The sequence below is a fragment of the Yoonia sp. genome, assembly GCF_036007805.1.
Lineage (GTDB): Bacteria > Pseudomonadota > Alphaproteobacteria > Rhodobacterales > Rhodobacteraceae > Yoonia.
This window is the reverse complement of the sequence record NZ_DASYOK010000139.1, coordinates 1-18675: the sequence shown is the minus strand read 5'-3', so window position 1 is coordinate 18675 and position 18675 is coordinate 1. Positions and strand designations below refer to the sequence as shown.

Here is an 18675-nt window from a genome sequence, read left to right as displayed (position 1 = left end):
TATACGGATGCCAAAGGATGACCGGTCTCGTTGATTGGGCCGCAGCCCGGGCACGGATGGTGCTGGCGTTTATTGCGCTCTCGCTGCTGGCAGGGGGGATGGCCTATGTCGGGCTGCCCAAAGAGGGTGAACCCGATATCGAAATCCCTGCGATCTTTGTCTCTGTCCCCTTCCCCGGCATTTCCGCCGAAGACAGCGAAACCCTGTTGGTCAAACCGATGGAGACCGAGCTGTCTGATCTGGACGGGCTGAAATCCATGAGCGCCACCGCCGCCGAAGGCTATGCGGGCATGGCGCTTGAGTTCGAATTCGGCTGGGACAAGACCAAAATTATTGCCGACATCCGTTCCGCCATGAACAACGCCGAGGCGCAGTTCCCTGCGGGCGCGGATCAATACTCCATCAATGAGATCAATTTTTCTGAATTCCCAATCGTCATTGTGAACCTCACCGGCCAAGTGCCCGAGCGGACGTTGCTGCGTGTGGCCAAGAACCTGCAAGACCGGATTGAGGGGATTGATGCGGTCCTGGAAGCAGGGCTTGCCGGCCAACGTGATGAAATGCTGGAGGTCGTGATCGACCCGCTCCGTCTTGAGGCCTATAACGTCACCGCAGGCGAATTGATCGGCGTTGTGACCAATAACAACCTGCTGATCGCTGCAGGCGAGGTGGACACCGCGCAAGGGACGTTCTCGGTCAAGATCCCCTCGTCTTTTGACGAACCACAGGACGTCTATAACCTGCCCGTCAAAACCAACGGTGACCGCGTGATCACGCTGGGCGATCTGGCCACGATCCGCCTGACGTTCGAAGACCGGCTTGGTACCGCGCGCTTTAACGGCGTGAATACGGTGGCCTTGCAGGTGGTCAAACGCAAAGGCTTCAACCTGATCGACACTGCCGCATTGGTCGAAGAGGCGGTCGAAGCCGAACGCGCAAGCTGGTCCCCCGAGCTTCGGGAAGCGATCGAGGTTGGCACCTCAAACGATCAGTCCCGCAATGTGGCTTCAATGGTCAGCCAGTTGGAAGGTTCGGTTCTGACCGCGATCGCGCTGGTGATGATCGTCGTTCTTGCCGCCTTGGGCACGCGCCCCGCGCTGCTGGTGGGCTTTGCTATTCCCACATCCTTCCTTTTGTGTTTCGCCCTGCTTGCCGTGATGGACATCACGATTTCCAACATCGTCATGTTCGGCCTGATCCTTGCCGTGGGTATGCTGGTGGATGGCGCCATTGTCGTGGTTGAATATGCCGACAAGCGCATCAAAGAGGGCACAGGCCCGATGCATGCCTATGTCGAGGCCGCCAAACGCATGTTCTGGCCGATCATTTCCTCGACCGCCACGACGCTTTGCGCCTTTCTGCCGATGCTGTTCTGGCCCGGTGTGCCGGGGCAATTCATGGGGATGCTGCCGGTCACCCTGATCTTTGTGCTTTCGGCATCTCTGGTTGTCGCACTCGTCTATCTGCCCGTCATGGGCGGCGTGACAGGCCGGATGAGCCGGATGTTCGGCAATGCCTCCGACACGCTCCGCGCCCGCCTGCCATGGGCTGTGCGCGCAGCACTGGTGCTGCCTGCAATCATGGTGGTTTTTACGGGTGCGATGCTGACACTCAACCCCGGCTATCTGACCGGTGAGGCCGTGCAGACAAGCGGGCTGGGCGATTCCTTGCCCGGGATGATCGTCTTTCTTCTGGGGGCCTTTGCCCTTTCAATCACCATCGGGGCCGCCAAGATCGAACGCGAAGCCAGAACAATCAAAGCCGGTTACCGCCGTTCGCCATTTGGCCACTTCATGCATTTCATCGCAGGCAACCCGATCATGCCGCTGGTCACTGTGGCGGCCGTTATCTTTACCGTGATCTCGATCTTCGGCTATTACGGCGCCAACAACAACGGCGTGGAGTTCTTTGTCGAATCCGAGCCGGAACAGGCCATCGTCTATGTGCGTGCCCGCGGCAACCTGTCGCTTGAGGAAAAAGACGCGCTGGTGCGGCAGGCCGAGGATATCGTGCTGGCCCATCCCGGCGTGATGAACGCCTTTGCCTTTGCCGGTGATGGTGGATTGAACACGGACGCAAGCGGTGCCAGCACCCCGAGCGATACCATTGGACAGGTGCAGCTTGAGACAATCCCATGGGAAGACCGCGCAGGCATTGCCGAACTGGACGGCGATGTGGTGCTTGCCGAATTGCAAGAACAACTCAATACAATCCCCGGGATCGAAACCGAGATCCTGGCCCAATCCCGCGGCCCTGCATCGGGCAAGCCGGTCCATCTGCGCCTGAAAAGCGACAGTTGGGACGACCTGATTACCGCCACGAATATCGCGCGCAGCCAGTTTGAACAAACACCCGGTTTAATCACGATCGAGGATTCCCTGCCCCTGCCCGGTATCGACTGGCAGATCGACGTTGATGTTGAAAAAGCGGGGCGCTTTGGTGCGGATGTGGCGACCGTGGGTGCCATGGTGCAGATGGTTACGCGGGGGATCCTGCTGGATACGATGCGCGTCGACAGCTCGGACGAGGAAATCGAAATCCGCGTCCGCCTGCCCGATCAGGACCGCGTGCTTTCTACCCTTGATAGCCTGAAAGTGCGGACAGATCAGGGCCTGATCCCGCTGTCGAATTTCATCACCCGCACTCCTGTCGCGAGCCTCGCGCAGATCGACCGGATTGATCAGAAGCGGTACTTTGATGTGAAAGCCGGTGTTGCCGCTGGGCTGACCAATCTGGTTGTGGACGGTGAAAATGTGGCTGTTGTGCGCATCGCGGGCGAAGGCGCGCGCGGTATGGACCGCTACGACGTCCAGACCCTGATTGGAGATATGACATCCGCAGGTCTGACAGCACTTGTCGACGCGGGCGATACATCGGAGGTGCCTTTGAACCCCAACGAACGGATCGCGGCGCTAACGGAGTGGCTGGGCACCAACCCCCTGCCCGCTTCCATTGAATGGGAATGGACTGGCGATCAGGAAGAACAGGCCGAATCCGGCGCGTTTCTGCAAACCGCCTTTGCCGGTGCCTTGGGGCTGATGTTCATTATCCTGCTGGCGCAGTTTAACAGCATCTATAACTCTATTCTCGTGCTGCTGGCGGTGGTCATGTCCACTGCGGGTTCGTTGGTAGGGATGCTGGTGATGGATCAGCCGTTCTCGATCATCATGACGGGCACGGGCATTGTGGCGCTGGCCGGGATCGTGGTGAACAACAACATCATCCTGATCGACACCTATCAGGAATACAGCAAATACATGCCCAAGACCGAGGCGATTACCCGCACCGCAGAAGACCGCATCCGGCCTGTGCTTTTGACGACGATCACCACAATGGCGGGTCTGGCCCCCATGATGTTCGGCCTCAGCCTTGATTTCATGAACGGCGGCTATTCCATCGACAGCCCGACCTCTCTTTGGTGGAAACAATTAGCAACAGCAGTCGTCTTTGGCCTTGGAATTGCAACAATGCTGACACTGGTCTTCACGCCCTCCATGCTGGCCCTGCGGGTCTGGTTTGTGACCTATGTGCAGTGGTTCGCACAACTCTTGGCGAAACTCTCGATGGGTCGCAGCAGCCGCGCCGCCCGCGACTGGGCCTTGTCACGACAGGCCCGTCGGATGAGAGCACCGGAGATTATCTGGGATGATCCAAGTGCGGCAGTGCTGACACCCATCGCGCCCAAACAACCGGTACAAGCGGCGGAATAGAGAAAAGGCCCGCAACACTGCGGGCCTTTTGATCCTGTCGGCGCGAACTAGACTGTCGCCTCTTCTTCCTCGGACTGTCTGTTCCACAAATGCGCATAGCGCCCTTCGGCAGCCAGCAGATCGTCGTGGCGGCCTTCTTCCACAATCACACCGTTTTCCAACACCACGATCAGATCGGCATCGGCAATCGTGGACAGGCGGTGCGCAATCGTAATCACCGTGCGCCCCTCGCCCATTGCCTTCAACTCGGCCTGAATTTCCCGCTCGGTTTCGGTATCAAGCGCGCTTGTCGCCTCATCCAGCAACAGGATTGGCGGGTTCTTCAAGAGCGTCCGCGCGATCCCGACCCGCTGCTTCTCACCGCCCGAAAGCTTCAACCCACGCTCGCCCACAGTGGTTTGATAGCCGTCTGGCAGACTGATAATGAAATCGTGGATCTTGGCGGCTTTGGCCGCCGCGATAATCTCATCCTCGCCGGCGGTGGGCCGCCCGTAGGCAATGTTGTAATGTACCGTGTCGTTGAACAGCACGGTATCCTGCGGGACGACACCGATCTGGGCATGCAGGCTTTCCTGCGTCACGTCCCGCACATCCTGCCCGTCAATCAACAAAGCACCGCCGCTGACATCATAGAACCGGAACAGCAACCGCCCTATGGTCGATTTGCCCGACCCGGAGGAGCCGACAATCGCCACCGTCTGGCCAGGTGCCACTTCAAGGGTCACGCCTTTCAGGATCGGCCGCGCGGCATCATAACCAAAGCTCACGTCTTGCAAGACCACGCGCCCACCCGTGACCTTAAGCGGCTTTGCGTCCGGTTTATCTGTCACCTCGGCAGGTTGTCCCAGCAGGTCAAACATATCGCCCATATCAATCAGGGCCTGCCGGATTTCGCGGTAAACAGTGCCGAGAAAGTTCAGCGGCATCGTGATCTGGATCATATAGGCATTGACCATCACGAAATCGCCCACGGTCAAATCGCCCCGCTGCACGCCCATCGCGGCCATGACCATCACGGCGACCAGACCACCGGTGATCAGAACAGACTGGCCAAAATTCAGAAAAGCGAGCGAGTAATTCGTGCGGATGGCCGCGTTTTCGTAATTTGCCATCGCGACATCATAGCGGTCAGCCTCCCAACGTTCGGCGCCGAAATATTTGACCGTCTCGAAATTCAACAGACTGTCGATCGCCTTCTGGTTCGCATCGGTGTCCTGATCGTTCATTTCCTTGCGGATTTTCACGCGCCATTCCGTCACCTTGAAAGTGAACCAGACGTAAAGCGCGATGGTCAGCACAACGACGGCCAGATACCAGACATCAAAGAGGAAAAAGAGCACGACCGAGATCATCAGAAGTTCAAGAACCAGCGGCCCCATCGAGAACAGCAAGAAGCGCAGCAGGAAATCCACGCCCTTCACCCCCCGTTCGATCACACGCGACAAACCACCGGTCTTGCGGGTGATGTGATAGCGCATCGAAAGGCGATGGATATGGGTAAAGGTTTCAAGCGCCAGCTGCCGCAAGGCCCGTTGCCCGACGCGCGTAAAGACCACATCGCGCAACTGCTGAAAGCCCACAGACATCAGCCGAGCCAGACCGTAAGCCAGCGTCAGCCCAATGGCCCCCAAACCCAGAACAGTCGCCGCCGTTGCCCCCTCGGGTGCCAGCGTATCGACTGCTTGTTTGTACAAAACGGGTGTGCCGACCGCGATCACCTTGGAGAGCAAGAGCACGGCCAGCGCAATCACGACACGGCGCTTGACCCATGTCTGCCCCTCTGGCCACAGATAGGGCACGACGCGCCGGATCACGTTCCACCCCTGGATTTGGGCATCGCTCAGATTGGCATCGGTTTTTTCTAGACCACGCATTGGGACTCCACGACTTGAGGCGTCATTCCTAAGCCTGTGATCCAAAGATGACCAGAGGCCTGCGCGCTATTGTGTGATCTCGGGGATGCGAAAGATTTGGCCGGGGTAAATCAGGTCGGGGTCGCGGATCAGATCGCGGTTTGCTTCAAAGACCTCGACATAGAAAATACCCGCACCAAGGTTCTCTTCGGCAATGGCCCAGAGCGTCGCACCGGGTTGCACGGTACGCACCGCCACCTCAAAGCCCTCGACGGCTGTTTCTTCGGCCAGCACCGCTGCCACGTCAGCGGCCTCCTCGCGTCGGAACGGGGTTTCGAGGCGCGAAACGACACCACCCTCTGCGTCGACCTCGTCGATCCGCAGCGTGTACACACCTGTTGCGATATCGGGCAGATCAATCCGCCAGTCGCCGCCTTCGGTGACAGGCGCGGCTGTGACCGGTTCATTGTCGATATAAACCTGCACGGCCCCATCGCCTGTGGCGCGGCCGGAAAGCCGGACTTCGCCCTCAGGATCATAGGTGATCGCATCAAGTGCCACGTTTGGCTGGGCCTCGGGCGACGTGAGCGTGGGGCTCACCTGAACGACACGCACACCATCCGCATCCGCTTGCAGCACCGTGGGCGCAACGGGTGCCGCAGGCGCGAGGTCAGCATCCGGCACGCTTGGTGCTTGTGGTGCCGCATTAGGCGCCGCGTCCGCCGTGGCCTCCTGCACCGGATCAGCCGGTGCTTGCGGGGCGGCATCGGTGACAGCCGGTGCGGGGTCTTCCGCCGCAGCGATTACGACGGGGGCCGCGATGGGCGCCACGATGTAGCTGGTGGTTGAGGCGACCGCCTCGCCATCCGGATCTGCCAGCAATGACAGCCTGCGTGGTTGCGCGGCGGGGCCAGCAACGGGCAGTGCAACAAAATTGCCCGCTGAATCGGCGATGACGCGATCAATCGCTTCACCTGCCAGAATAACATCAACGGTTTGCCCCGGCTGGGCGCGCCCAGCGATCACCATGCTGCCGTCAGGCTCTACGCGGAAGGTATCGAACTCCGGCACCTGTGGGGCTCGCTCTGGTTCAGGGGCTTCAGCCACGATCTCCGGGACAGGTTCAGGCGCGGCAAGAACAGGTGTCTCGGCAACCACATCTGCGGGCGGTTCATCCACATCTGGCTGCGGCATCATCAGGAAAATTAGAACACCAATGGCCACAGCAGCAAGACTGCCCAGCACCACAGGCTTAGCGCCTGATTTCACGTCTTCTTCCAAGTTTCGCCCCTTTTACAATGCCCGCTGTAGGCAAACCTATAGTCAAGGTTGAGACACCTTAACAACGCCGCTATGACCGGTCAAAGTGAAGCTAGCGCGAAGGAACCACAATGTCTGCACATCCAAAATCAGTTTGCGTCTACTGTGGCTCTCGGGACGGCGTCGCACCTGCCTATGCCGAAGCCGCCAAAGCCACAGGCGAGATGCTGGCCGCCAATGGCTGGCGTCTGGTGTACGGTGCAGGTGATGTGGGGCTGATGGGCCGTGTGGCCAATGCGGTTCAGGCGGCCGGTGGCAAGACCTTCGGCGTGATCCCGACCCATCTGATGGATTGGGAAGTGGGCAAGCGCGATCTGGATACCTTCGTGGTGACCGAGACCATGCACGAGCGCAAGAAAGTGATGTTTATGAACGCCGACGCCATTGTCGTGCTTCCCGGCGGCGCAGGATCACTGGATGAGTTCTTCGAGGCGCTGACATGGCGGCAGCTCAAACTTCACATCAAACCGCTGATATTGCTCAATACAGAGGGCTTTTGGGACCCTCTGCACGATTTGCTCGTCCATGTGGTCGACCAAGGTTTTGCGGGCGATGATATCCTGTCTTTCGTGCAAGTCGCCGAAGATATCGCCGATCTGGAAGCAAAACTGAAAGCCGTGCTATAGCGCCTGCATCAGGTCCGCATACCGCCCCAGCGAGATGTTGGAGCCGCAGGCAATAATCCCGATCCGGCGCCCTGCAAGCTCTGCCTTGAGCGGCCCGACGATGGCCGCAAGTGACGCCGCACAAGCCGGCTCTGCCGTGATGCGCAGGGTATTTTGGTAGATATCCATCGCCGCCAGCATATCGTGGTCTTCAATCTTGACGATCCGGTCAACATGCGCGCGCGCCACGCCATAGGTCAGCGGCAGCGCCAGCGGCGCGCCAAGACTGTCGGCTATGGTGGCAACTCTGTCGAGTTTCACCGGCTGACCTGCGGCAAAGCTTTGCGACATGCTATCCGCGCCGAAGGGTTCGACACCGATCACCGTGGCATTGGGGTTCATCTGTTTGATTGCGCAGGCCATCCCGCTGATCATGCCCCCGCCCCCGATAGGTACAACGAAGGTGTCAATCCGCGGGGCCTGCACGGCGTATTCGTGGCCGCAGGTCGCCGCGCCAAGGATCATGTGATCCGCCTCATAGGGGTGCATGAGGGTCCGGCCATCTTCGGCTGCTGCGTTCATCGCGGCAAAGGCCGCAGCCATATCATCGTGCAAAGTGACGGTCGCACCCAGCGCCTGACAGCCCGCAATGCGGGCAGGATCAGTGGCCTTTGGCATCGCGATCAGCGCATCGACACCTGCGGCTTGCGCGGCCCATGACACCGCCAGTGCGTGATTGCCACCGCTCGCCGCAACAACACCCGCCGCACGCTGCGCCGCATCCAGATTGCGCATCCCCAGCAAAGCACCACGCGCTTTGAATGATCCGGCTTGTTGAAAGAGCTCAAGCTTGACCGTAACCTCCGCGCCCTCTGGCAATAGCCCATGCCAACGGGCAGACGTGAGTGGCAGGATCGGTGTTTCAATCAGATCCGCTTGCACTTGGGCTTTCGCGGCAATGATTTCGTCTAACCTTGGTCCGATCATTGCTTCCTCCACGCAAAAGGCCCGTATGAGCGATGTCACACGGGCCTTCCAGATTGTCCAGATCAGGCAGGATTACATGCGCGAAGCAACGTTTTCCCAGTTGACCAGATTATCCAGGAAGTTGGTCAGATAGGCCGGACGCTTGTTGCGGTAGTCGATGTAGTAGGAGTGTTCCCATACATCACAGCCCAAAAGGGCGGTCTGGCCAAAGCACAGCGGGTTCACGCCGTTCTCGGTTTTGGTCACAGCCAAGGAGCCATCCGCGTTCTTCACAAGCCAGCACCAGCCCGAGCCGAACTGACCCGCACCTGCAGCGCTGAACTGCGACTTGAATTCGTCAACCGAACCAAAGCTCTCGACCAGTGCCTTTTCAAGCTCGCCTGGCATCGCGCTGTCATTCGGGCCCATCATTTCCCAGAACTGGTTGTGGTTCCAAAGCTGGCTGATGTTGTTGAAGATACCGTTTTGCGCGACAGCAGACTTGTCGTAGGTGCCGACAATGATCTCTTCGAGGGATTTGCCCTCCCACTCGGTGCCTTCAATCGCCTTGTTGCCGTTGGTGACATAGGCGTTGTGGTGCAAGTCGTGGTGGAATTCGAGCGTTTCGGCAGACATGCCTTTGCCGGCAAGTGCGTCATGTGCATAAGGAAGGTCGGGAAGTGAAAAAGCCATAGCTTGAGTCTTTCTGAATTATGGAAAGGATACTTCCTAAATGTCATACATCAGCCGAACGTCAAGGGGCAGTCCATGATCGCCACATCCTGCGCCGGCGGCGTGAACCAGCGTTTGGCCTTTTGAGCGCGCTCTACATCCAGCACAAGTGCTGATCCTGCAAATCCGAGTTTCGCGGCACAGCCTAAGCATTGAAAGATGTGCACTTACCCTACGCGACTGCATTAACTGCATATCTCGGTGTCAACCGCTTTGCGGAAATAACCCCACCTGCCCTGCCTTCGCAGAGGCCGCCAGCAGGTTGAACGCATATTCCGCGACGGAGCGGAAACAGATCACCTGAAATGTATCCTCATCGCGCATCCAGAAGGCCGCAGCCACCTGCCCCAGACGCGTGCGGCGAAAATCGCCTGGTTTGAAGGTGTCAGGATGCAGATCAACGGGCGCGAGTTTCGCGATCACCTCGCGGCAGAACGCACCTTCGACAATCAATACCGCCCGTGCGTCTGACACGTTCTCGGCCAGATAATGCGTGCCCGTCAGCGCCTTGTCGATTGCAGCAATGGCTTCGGCGACCTCATCATAGGGCACAAGGACCAATATCTCGTCCGGCGACATCCAGCAGAGGCATTTCTTGCCCTCGCTGTTTGCTTGACCCTGCGCCGGAAAACCTACGCCAGAGATCCCTGTGCAAACTGCGCGCAGTTTCTTGTCCGCCAGATCACCGCGCAGGATAATCATGCCCTGCAATCCCGCCTCGCGGATCGTCACTTCACCAGGGGCAACCTTGCCTTGTAATGCACTGACAGCATTAGACATTCTGCTTCTCCCCTTCTTTATCATAGACGACCGGATCAACGATCCTTGCCCGCACGGTGGTGCCATCGACTTTGTTGAACTCAATAACCTCGCCGATACGCTCGGGCCCGCGATGCACCAGCCCCATCGCGATGCCGCGCTCAAGATTGGCGGAATAATAGGTCGAGGTCACGCGGCCCTGGGTATTGCGTTGCCCGTTGGCATTCGTCCCCTCGGCAATCGCATAGGCCCCGTCCGGCAGAACCGAACCATCCTCGGTCTCAAGCCCGACCAGTTTCCAGCGGTTCGGATCGGCCATATGGCTGCGCTCATGCGCGCGTTTGCCAAGGTAGTCTTCTTTCTTCTTCGACAGCGCCCATTGCAGATTGAGATCCTGCGGAATCACCGTGCCATCGGTTTCATCCCCGATCATGATAAAGCCCTTCTCGGCCCGCAGGATGTGCAGGGTTTCGGTGCCGTAAGGCATGATTCCGAATTCCTCGCCTGCTTCCATCAGCGCCTCCCAGAAGGCCGCGCCCTGTCCGGCAGGGACCGCGATTTCATAGGACAACTCACCCGAGAAAGAGATGCGGAAGACACGCGCATCGAAATCGCCGATCTTGCCTGCCGCACAGGTCATGAACGGCAACGCCTCGGCGCTGACATCCATACCGCCCAGCTTGCGCAGCAGTTTACGTGCATTAGGCCCCACAACCGCGATCTGGGCGTATTGCTCGGTGACATTGGCCACATAGACTTTCCAGTCCCACCATTCGCATTGCAGCCAGTCTTCCATATGGGCGTGGATATGCTCAGCTCCGCCGGTAGTAGTGTGACACAGCCACGTATCCTCGGCCATGCGCACAACGACACCGTCATCCATCAGGAACCCGTTTTCCGAACACATGAGGCCATAACGGCATTTGCCGACAGGCAGTGTCGACATCATGTTGGTGTACATCATGTCGAGGAACTTGCCCGCGTCCGGCCCTTTGACGATCAGCTTGCCAAGGGTCGATGCATCAAGCAGGCCAAGGTTCTCACGCGTGTTCTTGACCTCGCGGTTCACCGCATCATGGACCGTCTCACCGGGGCGGACATAGGCAAAGGGCCTGCGCCATTGGCCGACCGGTTCGTTATCGGCCCCATGAGCGTTGGACCAATCCGAGATCGGCGTCATGCGCAGCGGCTGGAACAACTCGTCGCGTGCGGCACCGGCAATCGAGGCCATCGAGATCGGTGTATAGGGCGGGCGGAAGGTAGTCGTGCCCACATCGGGAATATCCGCATTCAGCGATTGCGAAAGGATCGCCAGACCGTTGATATTGCTCAACTTACCCTGATCTGTCGCCATCCCCAGCGTTGTATAACGTTTCGTGTGCTCGACGCTCTCAAAGCCCTCTTGGGCGGCCAGTTGCACATCACTGACCTTCACATCGTTCTGGAAATCCAGCCACGCCTTGGACCGCAGCGCATGACTTGCGCCCTGCGGCATCAACCAGACAGGGGAAATTGCACCTTCTGCCGCATCCTCGCCCGTGGGGGCCTGCGGGCCGCGTTTGGTGTGGCCTGTGGCTTTCGCCGCTGCACGACCTGCCGCCCAGCCATCGCTGACCACTTCGGCGGTAAACAGATGCCCGTTGGCGATACCTGCGGTTGCGACAAATGCCTGACCATCTGCGCCAGTTGGCGCGCGGTCAGGATCGGGGCGAAACATCACCTGTTCCGCATCCCAGTTCAGCTTGCCACCGCAGTGCGACCACAGGTGCACCACCGGTGACCACCCGCCCGACATCGCGACGCAATCGCAGTCGATCTCCTCAAGGACCCCGCCTTCACCGGCCTGTGCACAAAGTGCGACACCGGTCACACGCTTGCCGCCTTTGACCTTGGCAATCCCTTTGCCCATCTCGATGCGGATCCCAAGTGCGCGGGCACGGTCGATCAGATCGCCCTCGGCCTGTGCGCGTGCATCAACGATTACGGGCACATCGAGGCCCGCCTCTTTCAGCACAATCGCCGTGCGGTATGCATCGTCGTTATTGGTCACAACCACGGTCCGGTCGCCGATGGAGACGCCGAAATTCACTGCATAGTCGCGGACAGCCGAGGCCAGCATCACGCCGGGCAAGTCGTTGGCAGCAAAGGACAAAGGCCGCTCGATCGCTCCGGTCGCGGTCACAATCTGCTTGGCACGGATCCGCCACAGACGATGGCGCGGACCTTCCGTATCGGGCGCGTGATCGGTCAGACGCTCATAGGCCAGCGTATATCCGTGGTCATAGACCCCCGCCCCCATGCAGCGCAGGCGCAAATCAACGTTCGGCATCTCTTCCAGCGCAGCAACCGTTTGTGCCACCCATTCGGCGGCAGGCAGCCCGTCGATCACGGGCGTATCAACCACCGCACGCCCGCCCCAATCAGCGGTCTGCTCGACCAGCAACACCCGCGCACCGCGCGCACCTGCGGCATGTGCGGCCGCAAGGCCGGCAATCCCGCCACCCACGACCAGTACGTCCACATGGCAGTTGAAATGCTCGTAGGTATCCTGATCACGGTCTTTCGGGGCTTTGCCCAAACCCGCCGATTTGCGGATGATGGGCTCATAAACATGCTTCCAGAACGACTGCGGATACATGAACATCTTGTAATAGAAACCCGCAGGCAGGAACCGCGACAGGTGCGTGTTGATCGCACCCACATCGAATTCGAGGCTCGGCCAGTGGTTTTGCGACTGCGCCGTCAGCCCCTCGAAGAGTTCGGTCGTCGTCACCCGCGCATTGGGCTCGAACTGCGCGCCCTTGCCAAGGTTCACGAGGCCATTGGGCTCTTCCGCGCCCGACGCCACAACGCCGCGCGGACGGTGGTATTTGAACGACCGCCCTACAAGCATCTGGTCATTGGCGAGCAACGCCGAGGCCAGCGTGTCGCCTGCGAAGCCGCGCAAGTGCTTGCCATTAAACGTGAATGACACAGCCTTGTTTTTGTTGATCAAACGGCCCTGACCGGCCAGACGGGTGCTCATGTCAAATTCCCCCAAGACCAACCGGGACGTGCGGCCGAAATCTTGTCTTTTATCTCTTGTGGTGGCTCAGGCGTCTGGGCCGGATAGGTCCCGAAAACCTGCAATGTATTGGTGCAGCGCGCGGCCAGAAACCATTTGCCGCAGCCATAGGCATGGCGCCAGCGTTCGAAATGCACGCCCTTGGGGTTCTCGCGCATAAAGAGGTAATCCTCGAAGTCCACATCCGATGCGCCGGGACCTTCGCGTTTGAGATGGGCTTCGCCACCCGCGTGCAGATCGGTCTCATCGGCGAGGGCCCCGCAATAGGGGCAATGCAGGGTCAGCATGGTTGAACCTCAGTCTTTGGGAAACGCAATGCGTTCAGAACGAAATGGATATGAGCGAAAATCCCCCACGCATTTGCGCGAACAGGCACTAATTCCGCCGATATCGCATAGCCACGAGCCGCGGGGGTCGCAGTGCAATGGCCTGATGATAGGCTCACCTCATGGAACTTTTGCTGATTGTCATTGGGGGAATCCTCTCGACGGCCATAATTTTTATGGTCATCGACGGGCTGCGTGGTGGACTGTCCGAGGATGACGAGGACGGTTTTGAGTAATGACGCGCAGACGCGGACTGGCTTGACTGTGCAGGACATCAATGCGCCACCCCTGCTGCGACACTCTCATCAATGAACTTGCCCTCGCGAAAGCGGAACATGCTGAACTCGTCAGTCAGCGGTGATTGCCCTTTGGCCATCAGCTCGGCCATGGCCCAGCCGGACCCCGGGATCGCCTTGAACCCGCCGGTGCCCCAACCGCAGTTGACGAAGACGCCCTCGACAGGGGTTTTCGACAGGATGGGCGAGCGGTCACCCGTCACATCCACGATCCCGCCCCACTGGCGCAGCATCTTCAGCCGTGCAATCATCGGGAAGGTCTCAACCAAGGCGCGCACCGTTTCCTCGATATGGTGGAACGATCCGCGCTGGGTATAGTTGTTATAGCCGTCGGTGCCGCCACCAATGACCATTTCGCCTTTGTCGGACTGGCTCATGTAGCCGTGGACGGTGTTGGCCATCACAACCACATCCATGCAGGGCTTGATCGGCTCTGACACCAGCGCCTGCAACGCGACACTTTCAATCGGCAGACGGAAACCGGCCATCTGTGCCAGCACACCGGAATGCCCTGCCACAACCATCCCCAGCTTGTCGCAATCAATCGGGCCTTGGGTGGTATCGACGCCCACGACCTTGCCGTTTTGCTGGCGCACCGCTTTGACTTCGCATTGCTGGATCACATCCATGCCCATGTCAGAACAGGCACGGGCATAGCCCCAAGCCACCGCGTCATGCCGCGCAGTACCACCACGTGCCTGCCACAACCCGCCCAACACCGGATAACGCGGCCCGTCGATATTCATGATCGGGCAGAGTTCCTTGACGCGCGCGGCATCAATCCATTCGGTCGTCACCCCTTGCAGCGCATTGGCGTGAGCGGTGCGTTTATATCCGCGCACCTCATGCTGGGTTTGGGCCAGCATGATCACGCCGCGCGGGCTGAACATGACGTTATAGTTGAGGTCCTGGCTCATCGTCTCATAGAGAGAACGCGACTTTTCATAGATCGCCGCAGACGGGTCTTGGAGATAGTTCGAGCGGATAATCGTCGTATTCCGGCCTGTATTCCCGCCACCCAGCCAGCCTTTTTCAAGAATGGCCACATTGGTGATTCCAAAATTTTTGCCCAGATAATAGGCCGTGGCCAAGCCGTGGCCGCCCGCACCCACGATAATCACGTCGTATTTCTTTTTGGGCGCACGTTTGGCCCAGGCGCGGTCCCAACCGGTGTGTTGGCGCATGGCTTCTTTGGCAACTGCAAAGGCGGAATAGCGTTTCATCAGGGTCCAGAATCCTCTGTCTCGGGCGGCACTGCTGTTGCATACTATCTGGACCCTGCGCCTGTCCAAGAGGATACTATCAGCGGCGCATAGATTGCTATTTACGACATGCGCGGCGCCACGGGAAACGGCATAGGGTCACAGCCCCTTTTCATGCCCGCCTCGGGTGGTTATGTCAGCCGCAACGAAAAGGACGAGAAACACATGATTTTCTGGATTGTTTGCGCTGTTTTGACGCTGGCTGTGACCGCGTTGATGGTAACGCCTCTCGTGCGGCCCAAAGAGATCGGCGACGACAACCCCGATATCGCCATTTATCGCGCCCAGTTGGAAGAGATCGACCGCGATCTGGAACGCCAGTTGCTGGAACCCGAAGAGGCCGAGCGTGCCCGCACCGAAGTGGCCCGCCGTCTGCTGGCGGCAAGCAACGCTGCCGTGAAACCGACAGCGGCCACCAAACCCAACCGCTGGCTGCCTGCGGCGATTATCGTGCTGATGCTGGGCTTGGGCTTTGGCACCTACCGGATGATCGGCGCGCCGGGCTATCCCGATATGCCGCTACAGTCCCGCCTTGCCGCCAGCGAAGAGATGCGCGCAAACCGCCCCTCGCAGGCCGCATTAGAGGCTGCAGCACCTGCGCCGCCTGCCGCGGATGTCCCTGATGAATACCGCGCAGCAGTTGAACAACTGCGCATTATCGCACCAACCCGCCCCGATGATCTTGAGGCATGGTCGCGGCTGGCCATGGCCGAGGTGGAATTGCGCAATTATGCAGGGGCTGCCACCGCACAGGAACAAGTGGTCGCAATCAAGGGTGATGCGGCAGAAACCCTTGATCTGCAGCGCCTGTTGGATCTCAAGGTTGTCGCGGCCGGCGGCTTTGTCTCGCCCGAGGCAGAAGAGCTGATCGGCGATATCCTTGATAGTAACCCCGGCAATATCGCAGCGCGGTATTATCTGGGGTCGCTCTACAATCAGACAGACCGGCCTGATCTGGCCCTGCGTCTGTGGCGCGAGATTATCGAGAACGGCGATCCCGCCAATTTCCACATCGCCAGCGCCCGCGCACAGGTCGTCGATGCAGCCTTCCGCGCAGGTGTAGAATACGCCCTCCCCGAGGCGCGCGGCCCGTCATTTGCACAAATGGATGCCGCAGAGGATATGTCCGAAGAGGACCGCCAGGCCATGATTGGCGGCATGGTCGCGGGCCTTGCAGACCGGCTTGCAACCGATGGTGGCCCCGCCGAGGACTGGGCGCGCCTGATCCGCGCCTATGGCGTGCTGGGTGATCTTGATGCGGCACGCACTGTCTGGACCGAAGCACAGCAGGTCTTTGTCAGCAGCATGCGCGGGATGGAAATCTTGACCAATGCCGCGCGCGATGCGGGCGTCTTGGACGAATGATCTGCGACACGCCTGAGGACTTTGTCGCGGCGATCCCCAAGACGGGTGCGATTGCCGGTTTGGACCTGGGCACTGTCACGATTGGCTTTGCGGTTTCCGACGTCATGCGCTCGGTCGCAACCCCGCTTGAGACGATCAAGCGCAAGAAGTTCGGGCTCGATGCCGCCAAACTGCTGGAGTTGACCACGCACCGGCTTGTCACGGGCCTTGTGCTTGGCCTGCCGCGGAACATGGACGGGTCAGAAGGCCCACGGTGTCAGGCCACCCGCGCCTTTGCGCGCAATCTGGAAAAGCTCACCCCTCTGCCCATCACCTTCTGGGACGAGCGACTATCGACCGTCGCCGCCGAACGCGCGCTGTTAGAGGCGGATACGTCTCGCAAACGTCGCGCAGAGGTGATCGACCATGTTGCGGCGGGCTATATTCTGCAAGGTATGCTAGACCGCATGGCGCATCTAAGGAATCACCCGTGAGCAAAGCTGAAAACACCGATCACATCTGGTCCCGCGCCGAGATCGAAAGCCCATGCATCAAAATCTGCGTGATCGAACCCAAAAGCCGCCTGTGCACAGGCTGCCTGCGGTCCATCGACGAGATCGGCGCATGGTCACGGATGACACCTGAGGTCCGCGCCGAAATCATGGCCGACCTGCCCGCAAGGGCCGGCCAGATCACAAAACGCCGTGGCGGGCGGGCGGCGCGGCTGAAATAGGCGGCTACGCTGGATCGCAGGGCCAAACGGCACCGCTGGGCCAAACTCCCCCTTGCCTAGCCGAAAAATGACTGGTCGCTCAGCAAAAGAAAAATCCCCAAACCAACGAATGCGACCCCGCAAAGCCAGACGTTCGAAAACACCGGATAACGGACCCATGGCGCGCGCGGATTGACACAGAGCTGCACACGCGGGACCCGTGACACCCCATACATGGCACGAAACGAACCGACATACTGCTGATTGCCGAACTCGTAAGAAAAACTGGCACTTTGTTCGCCGTCCCATGTGCCGCGATAAGAACCTACGCGCGCGATGACTTTTGGCCACCGCAGATAGGCAATCGTCCGCGGCAGCAAGATGCCGATACCGGCCAGAATAAAGACAACCGCGACGATGTCGTCAGGTGTAGTGGGCCGGATCGACTCCGGTCCTGCCAGCGCAACCGCGACCGCCACCGCAAGCGCATAGAGCGTGTATTCCAACACTTTCAGCCCGTATCCTGCCAACATATCCCGACGCCCTCCTTGCGTTGAGACCCGTATAGTCAAGGAAGTTGTCTTTTTCTTGACAAATCTGGCCCAGAGGCGGAGCCTATCGACGTGGAAACACAAAACACCGGTCGCGGCGGATCATCAGCCAAAGCGGCATGCCCGGTTTAGGCAGGAACACCGACGGCACCACGGCTTTCAGGATCGAGCCATCGAAATCCATACGGAATTCCACAAGGCTGGAGGCCCCCATGAAACGCGCCCGTTCCACCACGCCACGCGCGGCGGTGCCATCTTCGGGTGTCGGGTTCGGGCCACGCCCGCCACGATCAAAGTCGATCTTCAGGTGCTGGGGGCGGATCACGATATCCACTTCGGTGCCATCCGGCACACCCGGTGCAAGGAACTGGCCAAAGGGCGTATCCGTCAGCGCGCCTTGAACTTTGCCTTCCAGAACGTTGATATCACTAAAGAAAGCCGCAGCAGCTTTGTCTTTTGGCGTGTTGTAGATATTATAGGGCGCACCCCGCTGCACGATCTTGCCGTTGCGCATCAGGGCAATCTCATCGGCCATGCGCATCGCCTCGCCCGGCTCGTGGGTGACCAGCAAAACGGCGGTGCCTTCGCTCTTGAGCACCTCAAGCGTTTCATCACGGATATCGTCACGTAAGCGATCATCAAGGCCCGAAAACGGCTCATCCATCAGCATGATCCGCGGGCGCGGCGCAAGGGCACGGGCCAGTGCGATGCGCTGTTGCTCACCGCCCGAAAGCTGATGGGGATAGTCGTGGATATAGGCAGACATACCAACCTTGGCCAACAATTCATGCACGCGGTCGGTCGCCTTGCGGCTTTTCAGCCCAAAGGCCACATTCTGTGCGACCGTCAAATGCGGGAACAGCGCAAAATCCTGAAACATCAGCCCGATATGGCGCTCCTCGGGTGGTAGCGAAACATCGCCATCACAAACCAGCTTGCCATCCACAAGGATCGTCCCGCTACTTTGCTTTTCCACCCCTGCGATGATGCGCAAAGTCGTGGATTTACCGCAACCTGACGGGCCCAGCAAACAGGTCACCTGCCCCGGCATCACCGTCAGGCTCACGTCATCGACGACACGACGGCCGCCGAAGTCTTTGACGATATGGCTGATCTCAAGGCGGGGGGCTGGCATAGGGGGCGGGATCCCTGACGAAAACTATTGGGTATAGCGC

15 protein-coding genes are annotated in these 18675 nt (G+C 59.4%); 5 read left to right on the top strand and 10 right to left on the bottom strand.

Annotated elements, in window-relative coordinates:
- The first annotated feature begins 17 nt into the window (after positions 1-17).
- A complete protein-coding gene (locus tag VGP75_RS08160) occupies positions 18-3710 on the top strand; it encodes an efflux RND transporter permease subunit (protein WP_327543187.1) in 3693 nt (1230 codons plus the stop codon).
- A 47-nt stretch (positions 3711-3757) separates the two neighbouring features.
- Here VGP75_RS08160 and VGP75_RS08155 read toward each other — a convergent pair whose 3' ends face one another.
- Positions 3758-5584: an ABCB family ABC transporter ATP-binding protein/permease gene (locus VGP75_RS08155; RefSeq protein WP_327543186.1), complete on the bottom strand. Its 1827-nt coding sequence runs from the start codon at positions 5582-5584 to the stop codon at positions 3758-3760.
- 66 nt (positions 5585-5650) lie between these two features.
- Complete coding sequence (locus tag VGP75_RS08150) at positions 5651-6844, bottom strand: LysM peptidoglycan-binding domain-containing protein (RefSeq protein WP_327543185.1); 1194 nt, start codon at positions 6842-6844, stop codon at positions 5651-5653.
- Between the two features lie 110 nt (positions 6845-6954).
- Here VGP75_RS08150 and VGP75_RS08145 point away from each other — a divergent pair, with 110 nt between their 5' ends.
- The gene (locus VGP75_RS08145; protein WP_327543184.1) at positions 6955-7509 is read left to right on the top strand and encodes an LOG family protein; all 555 of its coding nucleotides are present in this window, start codon (positions 6955-6957) and stop codon (positions 7507-7509) included.
- On the opposite strand, the gene VGP75_RS08140 is transcribed toward VGP75_RS08145, so the two are convergent.
- From VGP75_RS08140 to VGP75_RS08115, 6 genes are all read right to left on the bottom strand, one after another.
- Entirely contained in the window at positions 7504-8475 is a 972-nt protein-coding gene (locus VGP75_RS08140; protein WP_327543183.1) for a pyridoxal-phosphate dependent enzyme, read from the bottom strand. The two genes, VGP75_RS08145 and VGP75_RS08140, sit on opposite strands and share 6 nt — an antisense overlap.
- Positions 8476-8547: 72 nt before the next feature.
- Positions 8548-9147 (bottom strand): superoxide dismutase, encoded by a 600-nt coding sequence (locus tag VGP75_RS08135; protein ID WP_327543182.1) that lies wholly within the window; start codon positions 9145-9147, stop codon positions 8548-8550.
- 243 nt (positions 9148-9390) lie between these two features.
- A complete protein-coding gene (locus tag VGP75_RS08130; RefSeq protein ID WP_327543181.1) occupies positions 9391-9966 on the bottom strand; it encodes a sarcosine oxidase subunit gamma in 576 nt (191 codons plus the stop codon).
- Complete coding sequence (locus tag VGP75_RS08125; RefSeq protein WP_327543180.1) at positions 9959-12970, bottom strand: sarcosine oxidase subunit alpha family protein; 3012 nt, start codon at positions 12968-12970, stop codon at positions 9959-9961. The genes VGP75_RS08130 and VGP75_RS08125 overlap by 8 nt, the downstream gene beginning before the upstream one ends.
- On the bottom strand, positions 12967-13296 hold the full coding sequence (locus tag VGP75_RS08120) for a sarcosine oxidase subunit delta (RefSeq protein ID WP_327543179.1): 330 nt from the start codon (positions 13294-13296) through the stop codon (positions 12967-12969). Before VGP75_RS08120 ends, VGP75_RS08125 begins: the two co-directional genes overlap by 4 nt.
- Before the next feature lie 313 nt (positions 13297-13609).
- Positions 13610-14854 carry a sarcosine oxidase subunit beta family protein gene (locus tag VGP75_RS08115; RefSeq protein ID WP_327543178.1) on the bottom strand — a complete coding sequence of 415 codons (1245 nt, stop codon included), beginning with the start codon at positions 14852-14854 and terminating at the stop codon, positions 13610-13612.
- A gap of 204 nt (positions 14855-15058) precedes the next feature.
- Here VGP75_RS08115 and ccmI point away from each other — a divergent pair, with 204 nt between their 5' ends.
- The 3 genes from ccmI to VGP75_RS08100 are packed head-to-tail and all read left to right on the top strand — an operon-like array spanning position 15059 to position 16970.
- A complete protein-coding gene (ccmI, locus tag VGP75_RS08110; RefSeq protein ID WP_327543177.1) occupies positions 15059-16258 on the top strand; it encodes a c-type cytochrome biogenesis protein CcmI in 1200 nt (399 codons plus the stop codon).
- Positions 16255-16731 (top strand): Holliday junction resolvase RuvX, encoded by a 477-nt coding sequence (gene ruvX / locus VGP75_RS08105; protein ID WP_327543176.1) that lies wholly within the window; start codon positions 16255-16257, stop codon positions 16729-16731. Before ccmI ends, ruvX begins: the two co-directional genes overlap by 4 nt.
- The gene (locus VGP75_RS08100) at positions 16728-16970 is read left to right on the top strand and encodes a DUF1289 domain-containing protein (protein WP_327543175.1); all 243 of its coding nucleotides are present in this window, start codon (positions 16728-16730) and stop codon (positions 16968-16970) included. The genes ruvX and VGP75_RS08100 overlap by 4 nt, the downstream gene beginning before the upstream one ends.
- A gap of 56 nt (positions 16971-17026) precedes the next feature.
- Here the strand turns inward: VGP75_RS08100 and VGP75_RS08095 are convergent, their stop codons facing one another.
- Together VGP75_RS08095 and VGP75_RS08090 are read right to left on the bottom strand one after the other, a co-directional pair.
- A complete protein-coding gene (locus tag VGP75_RS08095; protein WP_327543174.1) occupies positions 17027-17482 on the bottom strand; it encodes a hypothetical protein in 456 nt (151 codons plus the stop codon).
- 82 nt (positions 17483-17564) lie between these two features.
- Positions 17565-18635: an ABC transporter ATP-binding protein gene (locus VGP75_RS08090; protein ID WP_327543173.1), complete on the bottom strand. Its 1071-nt coding sequence runs from the start codon at positions 18633-18635 to the stop codon at positions 17565-17567.
- Positions 18636-18675: the final 40 nt, after the last annotated feature.

Excerpts from the sequence above, each read along its gene's own strand:
- VGP75_RS08160 (WP_327543187.1), top strand. The coding sequence starts at position 18 with ATGACCGGTCTCGTTGATTGGGCCGCAGCCCGGGCACGGATGGTGCTG.
- VGP75_RS08155 (WP_327543186.1), bottom strand. The coding sequence starts at position 5,584 with ATGCGTGGTCTAGAAAAAACCGATGCCAATCTGAGCGATGCCCAAATC.
- VGP75_RS08145 (WP_327543184.1), top strand. The coding sequence starts at position 6,955 with ATGTCTGCACATCCAAAATCAGTTTGCGTCTACTGTGGCTCTCGGGAC.
- VGP75_RS08140 (WP_327543183.1), bottom strand. The coding sequence starts at position 8,475 with ATGATCGGACCAAGGTTAGACGAAATCATTGCCGCGAAAGCCCAAGTG.
- VGP75_RS08135 (WP_327543182.1), bottom strand. The coding sequence starts at position 9,147 with ATGGCTTTTTCACTTCCCGACCTTCCTTATGCACATGACGCACTTGCC.
- VGP75_RS08130 (WP_327543181.1), bottom strand. The coding sequence starts at position 9,966 with ATGTCTAATGCTGTCAGTGCATTACAAGGCAAGGTTGCCCCTGGTGAA.
- VGP75_RS08125 (WP_327543180.1), bottom strand. The coding sequence starts at position 12,970 with ATGAGCACCCGTCTGGCCGGTCAGGGCCGTTTGATCAACAAAAACAAG.
- VGP75_RS08120 (WP_327543179.1), bottom strand. The coding sequence starts at position 13,296 with ATGCTGACCCTGCATTGCCCCTATTGCGGGGCCCTCGCCGATGAGACC.
- VGP75_RS08115 (WP_327543178.1), bottom strand. The coding sequence starts at position 14,854 with ATGAAACGCTATTCCGCCTTTGCAGTTGCCAAAGAAGCCATGCGCCAA.
- ccmI (WP_327543177.1), top strand. The coding sequence starts at position 15,059 with ATGATTTTCTGGATTGTTTGCGCTGTTTTGACGCTGGCTGTGACCGCG.
- ruvX (WP_327543176.1), top strand. The coding sequence starts at position 16,255 with ATGATCTGCGACACGCCTGAGGACTTTGTCGCGGCGATCCCCAAGACG.
- VGP75_RS08095 (WP_327543174.1), bottom strand. The coding sequence starts at position 17,482 with ATGTTGGCAGGATACGGGCTGAAAGTGTTGGAATACACGCTCTATGCG.
- VGP75_RS08090 (WP_327543173.1), bottom strand. The coding sequence starts at position 18,635 with ATGCCAGCCCCCCGCCTTGAGATCAGCCATATCGTCAAAGACTTCGGC.